Annotated in this window: 15 protein-coding genes; 4 read left to right on the top strand and 11 right to left on the bottom strand. The window is 69.8% G+C overall.

From position 1 onward, the window contains the following. Positions 1–303: 303 nt before the first annotated feature. The 11 genes from JHN45_RS22860 to JHN45_RS22810 form a co-directional block, all read right to left on the bottom strand. Positions 304–3,999 carry a family 78 glycoside hydrolase catalytic domain gene (locus tag JHN45_RS22860; RefSeq protein WP_307783166.1) on the bottom strand — a complete coding sequence of 1,232 codons (3,696 nt, stop codon included), beginning with the start codon at positions 3,997–3,999 and terminating at the stop codon, positions 304–306. Positions 4,000–4,156: 157 nt separating this feature from the next. Then, on the bottom strand, positions 4,157–4,948 hold the full coding sequence (locus JHN45_RS22855; RefSeq protein WP_201050401.1) for a carboxymuconolactone decarboxylase family protein: 792 nt from the start codon (positions 4,946–4,948) through the stop codon (positions 4,157–4,159). A gap of 212 nt (positions 4,949–5,160) precedes the next feature. Next, entirely contained in the window at positions 5,161–6,636 is a 1,476-nt protein-coding gene (locus tag JHN45_RS22850) for an aldehyde dehydrogenase (RefSeq protein WP_201050396.1), read from the bottom strand. 37 nt (positions 6,637–6,673) lie between these two features. Beyond that, positions 6,674–7,522 (bottom strand): NAD(P)-dependent oxidoreductase, encoded by an 849-nt coding sequence (locus JHN45_RS22845; RefSeq protein WP_307783165.1) that lies wholly within the window; start codon positions 7,520–7,522, stop codon positions 6,674–6,676. Further along, positions 7,519–8,295: an SDR family oxidoreductase gene (locus tag JHN45_RS22840; protein ID WP_201050395.1), complete on the bottom strand. Its 777-nt coding sequence runs from the start codon at positions 8,293–8,295 to the stop codon at positions 7,519–7,521. The genes JHN45_RS22845 and JHN45_RS22840 overlap by 4 nt, the downstream gene beginning before the upstream one ends. Beyond that, positions 8,292–9,077 (bottom strand): SDR family oxidoreductase, encoded by a 786-nt coding sequence (locus JHN45_RS22835; protein WP_201050394.1) that lies wholly within the window; start codon positions 9,075–9,077, stop codon positions 8,292–8,294. The genes JHN45_RS22840 and JHN45_RS22835 overlap by 4 nt, the downstream gene beginning before the upstream one ends. A gap of 41 nt (positions 9,078–9,118) precedes the next feature. Then, entirely contained in the window at positions 9,119–9,814 is a 696-nt protein-coding gene (locus tag JHN45_RS22830; RefSeq protein WP_201050393.1) for a TetR/AcrR family transcriptional regulator, read from the bottom strand. 124 nt (positions 9,815–9,938) lie between these two features. Then, on the bottom strand, positions 9,939–10,178 hold the full coding sequence (locus tag JHN45_RS22825) for a ferredoxin (protein ID WP_201050391.1): 240 nt from the start codon (positions 10,176–10,178) through the stop codon (positions 9,939–9,941). Further along, positions 10,175–11,368: a cytochrome P450 gene (locus JHN45_RS22820; protein WP_201050389.1), complete on the bottom strand. Its 1,194-nt coding sequence runs from the start codon at positions 11,366–11,368 to the stop codon at positions 10,175–10,177. The genes JHN45_RS22825 and JHN45_RS22820 overlap by 4 nt, the downstream gene beginning before the upstream one ends. A 25-nt stretch (positions 11,369–11,393) precedes the next feature. Next, complete coding sequence (locus JHN45_RS22815; RefSeq protein WP_201050387.1) at positions 11,394–12,230, bottom strand: mycofactocin-coupled SDR family oxidoreductase; 837 nt, start codon at positions 12,228–12,230, stop codon at positions 11,394–11,396. 164 nt (positions 12,231–12,394) lie between these two features. Then, complete coding sequence (locus tag JHN45_RS22810) at positions 12,395–12,655, bottom strand: hypothetical protein (protein ID WP_236583967.1); 261 nt, start codon at positions 12,653–12,655, stop codon at positions 12,395–12,397. A gap of 97 nt (positions 12,656–12,752) precedes the next feature. Here JHN45_RS22810 and JHN45_RS22805 point away from each other — a divergent pair, with 97 nt between their 5' ends. From JHN45_RS22805 to JHN45_RS22790, 4 genes are all read left to right on the top strand, one after another. Beyond that, a complete protein-coding gene (locus JHN45_RS22805) occupies positions 12,753–13,346 on the top strand; it encodes a TetR/AcrR family transcriptional regulator (protein WP_236583966.1) in 594 nt (197 codons plus the stop codon). A gap of 196 nt (positions 13,347–13,542) precedes the next feature. Continuing rightward, positions 13,543–14,151, top strand: coding sequence for a TetR/AcrR family transcriptional regulator (locus JHN45_RS22800; protein ID WP_201050385.1), 609 nt, complete (start codon positions 13,543–13,545; stop codon positions 14,149–14,151). A gap of 516 nt (positions 14,152–14,667) precedes the next feature. Then, complete coding sequence (locus JHN45_RS22795) at positions 14,668–15,870, top strand: glycoside hydrolase family 1 protein (RefSeq protein WP_201050378.1); 1,203 nt, start codon at positions 14,668–14,670, stop codon at positions 15,868–15,870. A 26-nt stretch (positions 15,871–15,896) separates the two neighbouring features. Further along, positions 15,897–16,334, top strand: a 438-nt coding sequence (locus tag JHN45_RS22790; RefSeq protein ID WP_201050376.1) for an SDR family NAD(P)-dependent oxidoreductase, incomplete at its 3' end; no start/stop codon positions are given.

Raw genomic sequence — 16,334 nt, 5'->3', positions numbered from 1 at the left:
CGCCAATACTGGCGTGGGCCCGGCCTGATCCTCTCTGTCCGCGTGTACGAGGCGATACGCGACCGTCATGTCCGGTTCGGCGGCAGGGCTGATTCGGTCGGAGCCGGCCTTTCTGCTCGCGGGCCTGCCTGTTGAGCTGTGGGCCGGATGCGTTCGGACCGTGTCCTGTCCTTCCCGCCCTCGATTCGCCGTACGGCCGTGGACTCCGAGAAGTCGGCTGTCCTCAGGGAGGCGGCTCCCACCGCGTGGAGCCGCACCGTGCCGAGGTGACGACTCGGCACGGTGCGGCGGTCCGCAGACAACTCACACGGCGTTGAAACGGTACGAGCCCGCCCGGACCCGGTAGACCTTGTAGGGCGCGCCGCCCGAGGTGTCGTCACGGACGAAGGCGGTGCCCCCGGGCGCGCTGACGGGCTTGCCCTGTGTGGGGACCCATATCTCGGCCCCGGTGTTGTACGGGACGGTGACCGTCAGGTCGATCCTGCCGTCCGGGCGGCGGTACCACTGTGAGGACACCTTGCCGCGCACGGTGTCGATCGAGGCACTGACATGGTCGAGCGTCGCCGGGGCCAGATCGGTGTCCTGTACGTCTGCCGGGACCCGGCTGTTGACCGTGGCCGTGGGGATGTACGGGCGGATGCGCAACGTCTCGTAGGCGGTCGCGGTCGGCTGGATGCCGGCCAGGCTCTGGTAGAACCAGGTGGCCACGTTGGAGCGGTAGTGGTGGTCGACCGAGAGCCGGTCGGTCCACTGTTCCCACAGCGAGGTGGCGCCCTTGGCTATCTGGTAGACGTAGCCGGGAATGCCGGTCTGGGTGACCGCCTTCAACGCCACGTCCGTGTAGCCGTACTCGCTGAGGATGTTGAACTCGTAGCGCGAGCCGTACATGTCGTTCTGGATGTGCTGGTTCGCCGCCACGATGCGGTCGGCGAGCAGCTTGGCGAGGGCCTTCTTGTTCTCGGCGAGCGTCTTCGCTCCCGCAAGGCGGCGGGGGTCGTCCAGGTCCAGGTCCGAACCGGGGACCAGGTCGAAGGCTATGGCCAGCGCGTTCTCGCTGGAGATGCTGCCCTGGGTGAAGCAACCCAGCGACGGGTCCCAGTAGTTGGCGATGAACGCCTTGCGGAGTGTGCGCGCCAACTTCGCGTAGTACGTGGCGCGTTCGGTGCGGCCGAGCCTGCGGCCCACCTCGTCCATGTAGTCGCAGAAGTGGATGTAGAAGGCGAGGCTGATGACGGCGTTGCTACCGGGGGCCTCGGCACCCGAGTAGGCGCCGAGCGAGGCCTCGAACTTGTAGTCGTTGGCGGCGGTGAACAGCGTCTCGTAGTACGTCAGGAGCGTGTCCTGGTGGTCGTACAGCTCGGCGAAGAGGCTGCTGTTGCCGTAGTACGTGTACAGCTCCCTCGGGATGACGAAGTAGGCCGAGTCCCAGGCGGGCACCGCCTTCCACGCTGCGTTCCAGCCGGGGGTGTGGTCGTAGCCGTAGCCGCCCTTGGCGACGGGGACGAACATGGGCAGCTGGCCGGTGGAGATCTGTGTGTCGGGGAAGTGGCGCAGGTAGTTGGTGAGGACGGCGTTGACGTCCCAGGTGAGGGACTCGGACTCGGAGCTGGCCATGGCGTCGCCGGTCCAGCCGTTCTTCTCACGGGACGGGGTGTCGGTGGGCTTCTGGACGAGGTTGTTCTGCTCGGCCCACTCCAGGTTGCGCTGAAGGCGGTTGAGCAGCGCGTTGTCCGTGGTGAAGGTGCCGGTGCGGGCGAAACCGGTACGGGCGACGCCTACGGTCAGCAGGTCCGCGTCCCGCTTCAGGTCGGGGACCCGTCCGAGGACCGCCTCCAGGTTCATCACTTCCAGGTAGCGGAAGCCGAAGTGGCTGAACTGCTGCTCCCAGGTCTGCGTCGGCCGCTTGCCGAGGGTGTAGTAGTGCGTCTGGAGGTTGGCGTCGTGCTGGAAGTTCTCCTCCTCGACGGAGAGCGGGGAGGCGGCCGTGCCGTCGCCCGCGCTGATCCGGTTGCCGCCGCGGATGCGCAGGGTGAGGCCCTCCTTGTCCTGGCGTATGCCAGTGAGCCGGAGACGGACGAGGCCGGTGAGGATCTGGCCGTAGTCCAGGACCCAGGTCCCCGATCCGGGGGCCGTCTCGGTGAGGGAGACCGGGTGCAGCGTCTGGCCGACCAGCACCGGCTCCGCCTCGTGCGCCCTCACGACGGCGGGTCTGAAGCCGTCGGGGATCGTCGTGGCGGGCAGCGCGCCGTGGTACTTGGGCGAGGGGCCCGAGCAACTGCCCGGCGGGATCAGCACGGTGGCCGGGCGCCACTCGCGGCCGGTGCGGTGGCCGGCCGAGCGCCACTCCCCCAGTTCCTCCGCGCGCCGGGCGTCGTACTTCTCGCCCGAGTAGACGGAGTCGTACGTCGTGGGCCCGTCCGTGCCGAGCCAGTCCTTGTCCGTGATCAGCGTGGTGGCGGAACCGTCGGTGTAGGTCACGACGAGCTTCGCGCGCAGGCGCGGCTGGCCGGCGTAGGGGGCGAGCTGCCAGTACCACTCCTGTGGCGTCGTCACGCCGTACCAGCCGCGCCCGAGTTCCGCGGCGACGACGTTCTCCCGTCCGGCGTGGAGCAGTTGGGTCACGTCGAAGGTGTCGTAGAGGACCGTGCGGTCGTAGGTGCTCTGGTCGGTGAGCAGTCTGGGCACGTTGGTCCGGCCCGTGGTCGCCCGCTCGCCGTCGACGGTGATCGGGTCGCCGTTGACGGTGAACGTGACGTTGCCCGCCGCGCTCAGGTGCAGACGGGCCTTGGCTATGCGGCGGCCTTGGGGAAGGGCGAACGCCCGGCGCAGGACGGGTGCCGGGTTGGCGATGGGCAGCACGCTGTTCTTGGACGGGATGTACGGGTTCTTCGGGGGGAAGGTGAGGCCGGCGAGAGTGCCGATGCCGTTCTCGAACGGGTTCGCGCCCGTGGTGAGATCGACGGAGAGGTCGGCGGCTCCGGTACCGGTCACCTCGACGCTGCGGACGGTGGCGCTGGTGCCGCCGGCGAAGCCGAAGCTTCCGTGACGGCGGATCTGGTCGCCGGTGAGGGTCCGGCTGTCGACCTCGACGCCGTTCACGGTGGTGGTCACGGTGAGGCCGGTCACGGCGACCACCACCGTGTGGTCACGCGTGGCCCAGGTGTCCTTGGTCAGTCCGGTGGAGGCGGGGAGGGCGACCGTGCCGACCGGGACAGTGCGGGTGCCCGCGGTGGTGGGGTTGGTCTCGCTCTGCGGGTCGTAGTGGTCCACGCCCCAGTTGGGCTCGGAGGTGCCGTCGTCCACCCAGGTGTTGCCGGCGTAGTGGCTGGTCCTCATGACCAGCTGCATGTCGTCGCCGCTCTGCCGGACGGTCCAGTTGAGGCCCTCGCCCCAGGTCTTGCCGATGGGTTCGGCGCGCAGGAGCAGGGCCAGCCCGCCTGCGGTGTCGGGGCCGCCGCGGAAGACGACGGTCGCCGCGAGGTCCGTCCAGTCGTTGTCCTGTGTCTCGCGTCCGCCGATCCATCGCGCGCCGGACCAGTCCTTCTCGCCGTTCAGCAGGCCGGTCTCCCACTGCGCCGGCTCACTCCACGGGCCGGCGGCGCCCTTCTCGTCCCAGGCCCGCACCCGCCAGAAGTAGGCCCGCCCCGAGTGCAGCGGGCCCCCCTGGTAGGCCACCTCGACGCTGTTCGAACTCGCCACCTTGCCGCTGCGCCAGACGTCGGCCCTGCCCGGCCCGGTACCGACCTGGATCTCGTACGCCGATTGCCCGGCCACCGGAGGCAGCCAGCTGAACGCCGGTGGGGTCTCCGTTCCCACGGGGGCGACCCGCGAGTTGACCTGCAAGTCCGCCGGTGCGGCACGGTGCCCGCGGGCCGCCGCCGTGCTCGCCGCCTCGGCGTCGGGCGCGGCGGCAAGCGGGAGCGAGGCCCCGGCCGCCGCGGCCGTCATGATGCCGAGCATGTGTCGGCGGCTCAGCGCGCGTCTGTTCTCCTCGGTCACGGCTCAGATTCCCTTCGTAAGCACACAGCGCTGGAAGCAGGGGTGTCCCTCCCCCGAAGGCATTGAAACGTTTCAATACCTTCCATGTGGAAAGCTTACGAACAGGTTCGGACAAAACACAATGGTCTGGAGCGACGGCTCACGGCGCGGAAGCCCGTCAGAGCGTCTGCCGGGCCATGTCGGCCTCGGCCTTGGACGCCCACGCCGTCTCCACCGCGTCCGCGAGGGCCTCCCCCTTGGCGAAGCCGTAGTACGCGGCGAACTGCAGCACGATCTCGTCCATCTCCTCCTTGCCGAGGTCTCCGGAGTGGAGCGCGGCCCTGACATGCGTCTGGAGGGGGACGGGCGAGTCGTCGAGGGCGACACTGGCGACCGTGACGATCCGGCGCTCGCGCCGGGTCAGCCCGGGGCGCTGCCAGACGTGCCCGAACACGAAATTGAGAATGCCGGCGTGCCGGTACGGCGAGTTCGGGGGCGGCGCGGGCGTGAGGTTGACGTCGATGAACTCCTCCACGCCGCGGGCGAGCCGTTCGTCCCAGGCGGCGGGGCCGAGGGTGTCGTCGCCCAACTGCGGCCAGGGAGGGGTCTGTTCGCCGCGTTCGCGGTGGATGCGGTCCCACTGCCGGGCGATGGCCCCCTCCACGTGGGACGCCTTGGGCCAGCCGCAGTACACCGCGAAGTGCAGGACGAACTCCAGCATGGCCTCGAGGCCGATGTCGCCGCTCGCGAGTGCCGCGTGGACGTGGTCCTCGATGGGCTGGGGCGAGTCGGCGGCGGCGACGCACGTGAGGGTGACCCAGCGGCGGTCCCGGCGGCTCAGGCCGGGGCGTGACCAGACCTCGCCATAGAGGAAGTCCCGTGCGGCGCGGGCGAACGGGGTGGCAGCCGAGGATGGTTCGTGGGTAGGCAGGATCTCTGCCAGGGTGCGGTCCGCCTGGGTGTCGTCCATGAGGCCTCCGTGGGTTGTGAGGTGGCCCTGGCGGACCGGATGCGGCTCCGGGAGTGGCTGACGGGATCCTGCCTTCGGCGACCGTCCGGGGCTGGTCCCCGGGAACACGGCACGCTGTGCGGAACGAGGAGGGGCGAGCGCGTCGCTGAGAGGCCGTTGCCGGAACGGCGAGTCGGCGATCCCGGCCTCCTGCGGCCGAATGGTGCGCCGCCTTACGCGCGGATGAAGACGTTCTTGGTCTGGAGGAACTCGTAGAGGCCCTCCTTGCCGCCTTCACGCCCGTAGCCGCTCTGCTTGTAGCCCCCGAACGGGGCGCCCGGCGGCTGGCCCGAGGCGCCGTTGACGAGGACGGTGCCCGACTGGAGGTGCGGGACGATGCGCTGGACGCGGGACACGTCGTGGGTGTGTACGGCGGTGCCCAGGCCGTAGGGCGTGGAGTTGGCCAGTTCGACCGCCTCGTCCTCGGTCTCGAAGGGGATCAGCGACAGCACCGGGCCGAAGACCTCGTGTTGGCCTACCTCGCTGTGCGGGTCGACGTCGGCGAGGACCGTCGGGTCGATGAAGTAGCCGTCGCGGTTGTCCGGGGGCAGCGTGGACGGGTCGGTGGCGTGGCCGCCGGCGATGACACGGCTGTCCTTGGCGGCGCGTTCGATCATGCCGAGGATGCGTTCGTGGGCCGCCTTGCCGACGACCGGGCCGAGGGCGGTCGACTGGTCGAAGGGGTCTCCGACGCGCAGCGCGGCGGCCGCCTCTGCGGCGGCGGTGACCACCTGGTCGTAGATCTGACGGTGTACCAGCATGCGGGTGGTGAGGTTGCAGCCCTGTCCGGAGAGGGTGAAGCAGGACCGGACGGTCTCGGCGACGGCCTCGTCGAGGTCGGCGTCGGGGAAGACGATGTCGGCTGTCTTGCCGCCGAGTTCGAGCAGGACGGGCTTGAGGGTGTGGCGGGCCGCGTCGAGGATCTTCTTCGCGGTCGGGATGCCGCCGGTGAAGGAGATCTTCGCGACGTCGGGGTGGCGGACCAGCCGCTCGCCGGCCTCCAGGCCGCCGGGCAGGACGTGCAGCACGCCCGCGGGCAGCCCGGCCTCCAGGGTGATCTCGGCGAACCGGGCCACGGTGAACGGCGCGAGGTCGGGGGACTTGACGACGACGCAGTTACCGGCGGCGAGTGCGGGGGCGATCTTCATGCCGACCGACATGATCGGACCGTTCCAGGTCAGGATGACGCCGATGACGCCGTACGGCTCGGGGACGGTGTAGTCGAGGCCCGGCACCATGCGCGGGCTGGGCGGGATGGTGGCGCCCTCCAGCTTGTCGGCCCAGCCGGCGTAATAGCCGAACCAGCCGGCGGACAGATGGGCCAGCCCCGCCGACGTACGGAAGGGCACGCCGAGTTCGAGGGTGTTGAGCCGGCCGAGTTCGGGCACGCGCTCCAGCATCAGCTCCTCGACGCGCTGGAGGATGCGGCGGCGCCGATCCGGGGACATCGCCCGCCACTCGGGGAAGGCGTTCTTCGCCGAGGCGACGGCCGCGTCGACCTCCTGCGGTCCGGCGAGCAGGACGGTGCCGTTGGCGCGGGCGGTCGCGGGGTTGATGTGGTCCTGTCGGCCGGCGGACGTGGTGTCGAGCCAGGTGCCGTCGACGAGGGGGCCGGTCGTGCCGAGGTCGTGGGACAGGGACGTGGTCATGTCGGTGCCGCCTTGGGGTCGTCCGGGTGGGGCGGTGTCAGGAAGCCGGAACCTGGCCCAGCGTCGACAGGGTGTACGAGGTGAGGTCCACGAGGGTGCGGGGCCGTGGAACCTGGGCCGTGTCCGTTACGTCGAGCAGGTGGCCGACGTCCTTGCGCAGCAGCGGCACCGCCCGGCGCAGCCCGGTGGTGTCGAAGCCGGAGATGGCGAGGACGGCCGCCGCTCGGCTGCCACCGGTGCCGTGCGCCAGTACCTGTGCGACCGCCGCGCGGTCCATGCCGAGTCCGTCGGCGAGGGCGTAGGTGTCCAGGGCCAGGCCGACCTGGGCGGTGAAGACGAAGTTGTTGAGCAGTTTGGCGAGTTGGCCGCTGCCCAGTGGTCCGAGGTGGATCACCGGATCGGCGAAGGTGTCGAACACCGGGGAGCAGCGGGCGACATCCGTCAGTCGTCCGCCGGCCATGACGAGGAGCCTGCGTTGTGCCGCTGCGGCGCCTCCGCCGCTGACCGGAGCGTCGACCACCGTGACCTCCCGCTCGGCGGCCTGGTCGGCGACACGTCGGCAGGTGTCCGGATGGATGGTGGAGTGGATGGCGACCACTCCGCCGGGAGCCATGCCGTTCAGCACGCCGTCGGGCCGTAACAGCACGTCCTCGACGTCGGCGTCCGCCACGACACACAGGCAGACGATGTCGCTCGCCGCTCCCAGGTCCGCCGGTGTGGCCGCCACGGTGGCAGCCGTGTCGGCGAACGTGTCCGTCGACGCGCTTCGCCGCGCCCACAGCGTCAGGGGGAACGACTCCTCGGCGATGCGGCGGGCCATCGGCGCGCCCTGGCTGCCCAGTCCGATGAAACCGACCCGTGTCCCGGGGGTACCAGTGCCGGTCACAGCCGGGTGACCCAGCCGCCGTCGACGCTGATGGCCTGGCCGTTGATCCACTCGCCGGCCGGGGAGGCGAGCAGCAGCAGCGTGCCGAGCAGGTCTTCGGCGGGTGCGGACTTCTTGCCCGGGATGGCGGCCGTGAGCGCGGCGCGTGCGGGGTGGTCGGCGGGCAGGCTGCGCAGGCCCGGTTCGTTCTCGACCAGGCCGGGGGCGATGGCGTTGACGTTGATGCCGAGCGGGCCGAGTGAGCGGGCGAGGCCGACGGTGATGTTGACCAGGGCGAGTTTGCTGACGCCGTAGATGCCGCCGCCCATGAAGGCGCCCGCGGAGACCTGGTTGATGATGCGTCCGCCGCCTCGCTCGACCATGGAGGCCTTCACAGCGCCCGCGCAGATGACGGCGCCGAGGACGTTGACGCGCATGACGCGGTCGAACCAGTCCGTGGGCAGGTCCAGGATGTCGACCTGGGGGATCTCGGCCATCAACGCGGCGTTGTTCACCAGGATGTCGATGCCGCCGAAGGCGTCGGTGGTCTTCGCTGCCAGGTCGGCCGCGGAGGCACGGTCGGTGATGTCGACCTGTACGCCGAGCGCACGCGGTCCGTCGGCGGCCAGTGTCTTGGCGGCCTGCTCGGCGCCTTCGCCGTTGAGGTCCGCGAGGACGACGGCGGCACCGGCCTCCGCGAGTGCCCGGCCGTAGATCTGGCCGATGGCGCCGGCGCCCCCGGTGACGACGGCGACCTTGCCGTCCAGGCGGAGCCGGTCGAGTGTGCTGCTCATGGGGCTTCCTTCGTCAGACGGGACAGGTAGGCGTCGACATCGGCACCGTGCTCGCGCAGTTCGTCGGCGGCCTGCGGTGCCGTGAGGATGAGGAAGCGGTCGTGGGTGACGCCCTCGGCGACGAGTTCGCCGACCGAGTCGGCGTCCAGGACCGGGAAGTCGGGGCCTTGGGGCGGTGCCGGTTCGCCGTAGAAACTGATCTGCTCGACGATGTTGGTGGCGACGCCGGCCGGGCACAGGCAGGAGACGCCGATGCCGCGCGGGCGCAGGTAGAGCGCGAGTGCCTCCGACAGGCCGACCACCGCGTGCTTGGTCGCGGTGTACGGCAGGCGGTCGAAGCCGTAGGGCAACAGGCCTGCCGTGGAAGCGGTGTTGACGACGTGACCGGATCCCTGCTCCAACAACACGGGCAGGAACACGAGGTTGCTGCGGACGACGCCCAACAGGTTGACGTCCACGACGCGTTGCCACGCGTCCAGGGGAATGTCCTCGACGGGGCCGACGGCCAGGATGCCGGCGTTGTTCATGACCAGGTCGATGCGGCCGAAGCGGTCGACGGCCAGTTTCCGTACCGCTCGCAGGTCGTCGAGGCTGGTGACGTCGCACTCCAGGGCGGCGCCCCGGTCTCCGAGTTCACCGGCCACGGTGTGCGCCCGCTCGCCGACGAGGTCGGTGACCACGACACGTGCGCCGCGCCGGACGAAGGCGTGGGCGGCGGCACGGCCGATCCCGCTGCCGGCGCCGGTGATCACCGCCACGGCGTTGCGCAGATCGATACTCATCGGGACGTCGTTCCTCCGCTCGTGGGTGGGAGGGCGGCTGTTCAGGGATGATGCGGCAGGACCGGTTCACTCGCTCCGGTCGCAGTCGCAGTCTCGGTCTCGGTCTCGGTCTCGCCGAGCGCGGACGAGGTCGTCGAGGACACCGGGGCCTGGAGGAAGCCGACCAGGCCGTCCAGCAGGTCCCCGACATGGACGGCGAAGGACAGCACGTGCCCGCCGCGGGCGCGGGTGCGTTCACGTTCGGAGGCGGCATGTACGCCGAAGGCCAGGGCCTGCGAGATGCGGTGGCCGCGCAACGGCTCGGGGAGGTGCGGCAGCAGGGTGCCGATCCGCTCGACGAAGTCGTCGGTGGGCTTGCTCAGTTCGGCCGGAAGGCGTTCGAAGACGTCCCGGCGGCCGTGCTGCTGGAGCATCGCGACGAAGCTGAGGTAGTGGCTGCCCTCCTGTTCGCCCTGTTCCAGGACGGGCAGCAGGTGGCACTCCACCCAGGTCCTGAGATCGTCCGGGCGCCGACGCGCGACCAGCAGCCTGCGCCGTTCGTTCAGCTCCGGCAGCCGGTACTCGAAGATCTCCTGGACGAGGTGTTCCTTCGTGCCGAAGTGGTACTGCACCGCCGTGTTGTTGCCGTTCCCGGCCGCCGCGCTGATCTGACGCAGAGACACCCCGTCGAGGCCGTGCTCGGCGAAGAGCCGCTCGGCGGCCAGGACGATCTGTTCCTTCACGGACGGTTGAACCACGACACCAGACCCCTTGAAGAGCAGTGTTGCGCAGATTCGAGAACATCATTTCCGTATGACAGGAATCTAGTTTCGTCATGGCGTGAAGTCAACTGCCTTAGCAGTCAGTCAGTTGGAGAGATGTTCAGGAGCCCGGCGGCGGGAAGACCCGTTCACCGGTGTCCGCGCCCCTGATACCGATGGCCTCGATCGGGCACGACTCGGCCACCTCCAGCACCTCTTCGGATGCCGGAAGGGTGGCGGACCTCGCACGCCCCTGGCCGTTCTCGTCGAGTTCGAAGTGCTCGGGCGCGGAGGCGGCGCACAGCCCCGTGCGGACGCACATCCGTGTGTCGACGGCGACGTTCCACGGCTCGGTCGTCATCGGGCTCCTTCGACGACCAGCGGCAGGGTCTTCCAGCCGCGCACGGTCGAGGTCTGCGCCAGCTCGGCGTGGTCCCAGTCGACGTCCCAGCCGGGGAACCGCTCGAGGATCTCCTCCGCCGCGATCCGGCCCTCCAGCCGGGCCAGGGCGGCGCCCAGGCAGTAGTGGGCGCCGACGCCGAAGCTCATGTGCTGGGTGACGCGGTGGATGTCGAAGCGGTCGGGGTCCTCGAAGCGGCGGGGGTCGCGGTTGGCGGCGGCCTGGATGAAGAGGATGGCGCTGCCGGCCGGCACCGTGCGGTCGTACAGCTCCACGTCCTTGGTGACGTACCGCCCGGTGAACGGACCGGTCGGCTCGAAGCGCAGGATCTCCTCGATGGCGTTGGGGATGAGGGAGGGGTCGGCCGCCAACTCCCGGCGGGCTTGCGGGTATCGGGCCATCAGCGCGCCGAACCAGCCGATGAGCCGGCCCGTGGTCTCGTTGCCCGCGCCGGCGACCACGGAGCAGTAGGTCAGGACCTCCTCGTCCGTGAGGGTGCGCGTGACGCCGTTCTCGTCCTCGAACTCGGCGGTCATCAGCTCGGTCATGAGGTCGTCGGAGGGATGCCGCTTGCGCCACTCGATGTAGTCCTTGAAGGCATCCGTACTGAGGATGTCCTCGTGATTGATCTTTCCGCCGCCCTCGGTGCCCAGCGTCTCGTCGGTGAGGTCGCGGATGGCGGGCTGGTCCGCCTCCGGGATGCCCAGGAGCATCCCGATCACCCGCATCGGCATCTCGGCGCCGACGGCCTCGACGAGGTCGAACCGCTCGGCGCCCGCCACCGGTTCGAGGGCACGCCGGCAGAAGGCCCGTACGCGCGGCTCCAGGGTCGCGATCCGGCGGGGTGTGAACACCCGGGCGAGGAGCTTGCGGTGGATGTCGTGGACGGGCGGGTCCTCGAAGATGAGGGTGCCGGGCGGGAGTTCGATGTCCGCCTGGATGATTTCGAGGATGTCGCCGCGGGACGAGGAGTAGGTCTGCCAGTCCGCGAGGCCGCGCTGGACATCGGCGTGGCGGCTGACGGCGTAGAACTTGTGCTGGTCGTTGTAGTAGAGCGGCGCCTCCTCGCGCAGTCGTGCGTACAGGGGGTAGGGGTCGCGGGCCAAGGCCGGGTCGTAGGGGTCCCAGTAGATCGTTTCGGTGGTGGTCATGGGCACAACTCCTTTGCCGTGCGGCTCACTTGAGCAGGGCGCCGGCGTCGATCGGCAGGGTGACGCCGGTGACGAAGCGGGCTTCGTCGGAGGCGAGGAAGAGGACGGCGTTGCTGATGTCCACCGCCTCCACCCAGGGCGTCGGGAGCGTGTGCATGCCCTGGGACACCGCCGCGAAGTCGTCGGCGGTGGGGTTCTCCAGGTCGGGGCGGAACATCCGGTAGGTGCCCTCGTGCATCACCATCGGGGTGTTCACCTGGGTGGGGTGCACGGTGTTGACGCGGATGCTGTGTGCCCCCAGCTCTCCTGCCATCGTGCGCATCAGACCCACCACGCCGTGCTTGGCGGCGATGTAGTGGCCGATGTTCGCGTAGCCCTTGAGGCCGCCGACGGAGCTGGTCAGGATGATGGAGCCGCCCCGTCCGCCCGCGACGATGTGCGGGATGGAGACCTTGGCGGACAACCAGACGCCGGTCAGGTTGACGTCGATCATGTCGCGCCAGGTCTTCTCCTCCATGGCGTCGAGCGTGGCGCCGTCGCTGCCGAGGCCGGCGTTGGCCGCGACGATGTCCAGCCGGCCGAATTCGGCGACGCCGTCGTCCACGGCGGCCTTGAGCGCGTCGTGGTCGCGGACGTCGGCCTGTACGGCGTGGATACGGCGGCCCAGCTTCTGGACCTGGTCGACCGTCTCCTCCAGATCTTCGGGGGTCGACATCGGGAACGTGACGCCGTCGAGCTGCTTGCACACATCGACGGCGATGATGTCGGCGCCTTCCTCCGCCAGCCGTACGGCATGACTGCGGCCCTGGCCTCGGGCGGCGCCGGTGACGAAGGCGACCTTGCCTTCCACTCTTCCGGGCATGAGTGACCTCGTTTCCTGCGTGACAGATGGGATGGGTCGGGACGGGGTGGCAACAGCCGGGAGGCCTGATCACCGGTCGGTGCGTCGGCGGGCGCGTTCCAGGAGTGCGAGAAGGAGCAGCACGGCGAGCGCAGCGGCCGGCGGTGCGATGCGCCTGAGGGCGCTCATGCCGGCTGCGTCGATGAGGTCGATGGGTTCGGCGACGGCGGGATCGGAGGGACGTGCCGGACGAACACGGCGTGTACGCCGTCCAGTCGGAGCGCCTCCGACGCGTCGATCGCGGCGATGCGGGCCCGTGTGACGGGTCTGCGGACGAAACAGGCGTGCGGCATTCCGGGCCGTACGACGTCGTCGACGTAGGTGCCGGTGCCGGTCAGCAGCCGCGGATCCTCGACGCGCAGAGTGCGGGTGCCCGTACGAGCCATCAGCCGTGCCCTCCGTTCATGTTGAACGAGTGTTTAACACGAGCGCTGAACAACTGTTTAACAGCGCCTCGCGGAGCCGTCAAGGACAATGAGCGGCATGACTGCGCCTCGCCGTATGGGCACCGAGAACTCGAAGACGCGCCAGGTCCTGCTCGACGTCACCGAGCGGCTGATGCTCAAGGAGGGGTATGCCTCCGTCGGCGTGCGCCGGGTGGCCCGCGAGGCCGAGGTCGCCCCGGCGCTGGTGCTGTACTACTTCCGCACCCTCGACGACCTGTTCCTCGCGGTGCTGCGACGACGGGGCGACGAGGAGTTGGAACGGGCGGCCCGCCGACTGGACGGCCCCCAGCCGATACGCGCCCTGTGGCAGGTCGCCAGCCATCCGGGGAACGCGCTGACCACGGAGTTCACCGCGCTGGCCAATCACCGCAAGGCGATCCGCGCCGAACTCTCCGCCCGCGCCGAGCACTACCGCGAGGTACAGCTGGAGGCACTGACGCGACGGCTCGCGGAGACAGGCGTCGAACTGCCGCCGGGGGTGTCCCCCACCGTGCTGCTCATGCTGGCCAACGCCCTCGGCCGGATCCTCATGATGGAGAACACGATGGGCATGACCACCCGGCACGCCGAGGCCCTCGATTTCGTGGAACAGTTCCTCCGACGCCACGAAAACACCCCCGCCGACGGCTGAAGGGCGCGGCCGACCCACCGACCGGGCCGGCGGCCAACTCCTACCGCACGGTTGGTTTCTGTTGAGACGTTAGACCCGCGCGGCAGACAGGGAAGGGTGCGCAGACGCGAATCTTGACCATGTGGGAAGCTTTGAGTTCTCAGCAGCTGCGCAGGACCGTCCCGCACCGGGCTTCGTCGAGGAGAGTGAACGCACCGTGGGCCAGGCCAAAGCGCGTGGACCGTACGCCAAGACCCCTGCCCGCAGGACGGAGATCGTACGAGCGGCACGCGACAGCTTCGCCGAGAACGGCTACGCCAAGGCCTCCCTGCGCGACATCGCGGAACGAGCCGGCATCACCCACGCCGGCCTCCTGCACCACTTCCGGAACAAGGACGAACTCCTCGCCGAGGTGCTCGCCGAACGCGACGCGGAGGAATGGCAGCAGGGCCTGGAAGCAGTGGACAGCCCGGACCAGCTCGCCCCTTATCTCAGCCAGCTCGTCCGCCATCACCAGAAGGCCCCCGAACTGATGCGCCTGTGGATCGAGCTCGCCGCCGCAGCCGCACGGCCGGACCATCCCGCCCACGCCTACTTCGTCGAACGCTACGAACGCGGGCGCACCCAGTTCGCCGAGGGACTCGACAGCGAGGCCGCGCACAGCAGACTGCGCGAAGGCGTCACTCCGGAGAGCGCGGCGGTCCTCTTCCACGCCGTGCTCAATGGGCTCCAGCTGCAGTGGGTGCTGGACCAGGACCTCGACATCGCCGGGCCTGTCACCGACTTCGTACGCCTGCTCTTCACGAGCGACCGCGCCGACCAGTGAGCGTGTCGCCGAGCAACGCATCCCCCACCCTCTGAAGGCACGCCCGCGCACGACCGAGCGGGCGGCCCGAGGGACCTCACTCACGACCGGCGGCCACGAACCGCGCCCCTCGCGGGAGCGGCGGTGCCGCGCCGGGTTGGACGTGTACCGCTTCCGTCCATCCCACCCAGGTCGGCGGCAGACCTCACCGGCCTCGCCCACCGCACGCCGAGCCCTCACCGATCGAGGCGTCGCCACGTAACGTTCCGATCACGAAGCCGAGCGGCGGCCTTCCCACCCCTGCGATCCCGGTCTACCGTCCCAACGAAAACTAACCATACGGTAAGAGTTCGTTCGTCGCGCACCTCGCACTCACGAACCGACGAACCGGCAAGGCCGCACCCCGCCCTGCCGGAGAGCTCGCCAACCCTCAACGCCCCTCCGTGCTCAGGCCGTTGCCCACCGCGCCCGAACGGCCGGACCGTGGCCCAGGTGCCACGAGATCCGAACCACCGACACTCAGGAAAGCAGTCGACGATGACCGAATTCCCGCCCGCGTTCCTCTGGGGCGCATCCACGGCACCGCACCAGATCGAGGGCAACAACCTCAACAGCGACTTCTGGGCGAACGAGGGGCGCATCCCGGGCATGGAGCGCAGCGGCGACGCCTGCGACAGCTACCACCGCTACCGCGAGGACATGCAGTTGCTCGCGGACGCCGGGCTGAACGCCTACCGCTTCGGCATCGAATGGGCACGGATCGAACCGCTCCCCGGCCTGGTCTCGCGCGCCGAACTCGCCCACTACCGCCGCATGATCGACACGGCCTTCGAACTCGGCCTGACGCCGGTCGTCACCCTGCACCACTTCACCGGCCCGCTCTGGTTCGCGGAGGAAGGCGGCTGGCTGGGCGACCGTGCGGTGGACCGGTTCCGGACCTACGTCGAGACGGTCGCGCCGATCCTGGACGGCGTCGAGTGGGTCGTCACCATGAACGAGCCGAACATGCTGGCCATCATGGTCGGCATGGCGCGGGCCTTCCAGAACGCGCAGGCCGACGGGGAATGGCAGAGTCCCACACTCGACAACGAGGGCCCGCGCCCGCAACTGCCCGCCCCCGACGTGGTGATCGGCGAGCGCCTCGTCGAGGCACACCAGGCCGCGCGGAAGGTGCTGCACGAGCGGACCGAGGCCAAGGTCGGCTGGACGGTTGCCAACCGCGCCTTCGTGGCCCGTCCCGGAGCGGAGAACAACAAGCGGGATCTGGAATACGTCTGGGAGGACCTCTACCTGGCCGGATCACGCGGCGACGACTTCGTGGGCGTGCAGTCGTACTCCAGCCAGTGGGTGGATCTGGACGGCATCGAGCCCTACCCGCCGCACCCGGACAACACGCTGGTGGGCACCGCCTACCGGCCCGACGCGCTGAGCATCGCGGTACGGCACACCGCCGAGGTCACCGACGGCCTGCCGATCCTGGTCACCGAGAACGGCATCGCCACCGGCGACGACACCCGCCGCATCGCCTACACGGACGAAGCCCTTGAGCACCTCGGCAAGGCGATCTCCGACGGCGTGGACGTACGCGGCTATCTCCACTGGAGCCTGCTCGACAACTACGAGTGGGGCCACTGGGCGCCGACGTTCGGCCTGGTCGCGGTCGACCGCGAAACGTTCGTGCGCAGCCCCAAGCCTTCTCTCTACTGGCTCGGGGAGACCGCCCGCCGCGGCCGGATCTGACCACACCGCCAAACGGAGGACACGCTGTGCAGATATCCGTACCCGACGTCTCGGCCAGGTCGCTGGCCGAACTCGTCTCGCTGAACGGGCGGCGTGCCGTCGTGACCGGCGCGGGCCAGGGCCTCGGCCGGGCCATCGCCGAGCGGCTGGCCGAAGCCGGAGCGGACGTGCTCGTCGCCGACATCCAGGACGGACTCGCCACCACCGCCGCCGAGGAAATCGGCGCCCGGGGCCGGGGCCGTGCTCTGGCCGCCCATGTGGACGTCACGGACCCGGACAGCGTCGCGGCGGTCGCCGACCTCGCGGTCCAGGAGCTGGGTGCAGTCGACATCTGGGTGAACAACGCCGGGATCTTCCCCAGCATCGCCGCGCTGGACCTGTCCGCCGATGCCTTCGACGAGGTGTTCGCCGTCAACACCCGCGGCGTCTTCCTCGGCTCACGGGAGGCCGCGCGCCGGATGAGC

This window comes from Streptomyces sp. MBT53 (assembly GCF_016654115.1).
Taxonomy (GTDB): domain Bacteria; phylum Actinomycetota; class Actinomycetes; order Streptomycetales; family Streptomycetaceae; genus Streptomyces.
The sequence above is the reverse complement of the archived record's forward strand: the minus strand, read 5'-3'. Positions and strand labels throughout refer to the sequence as shown.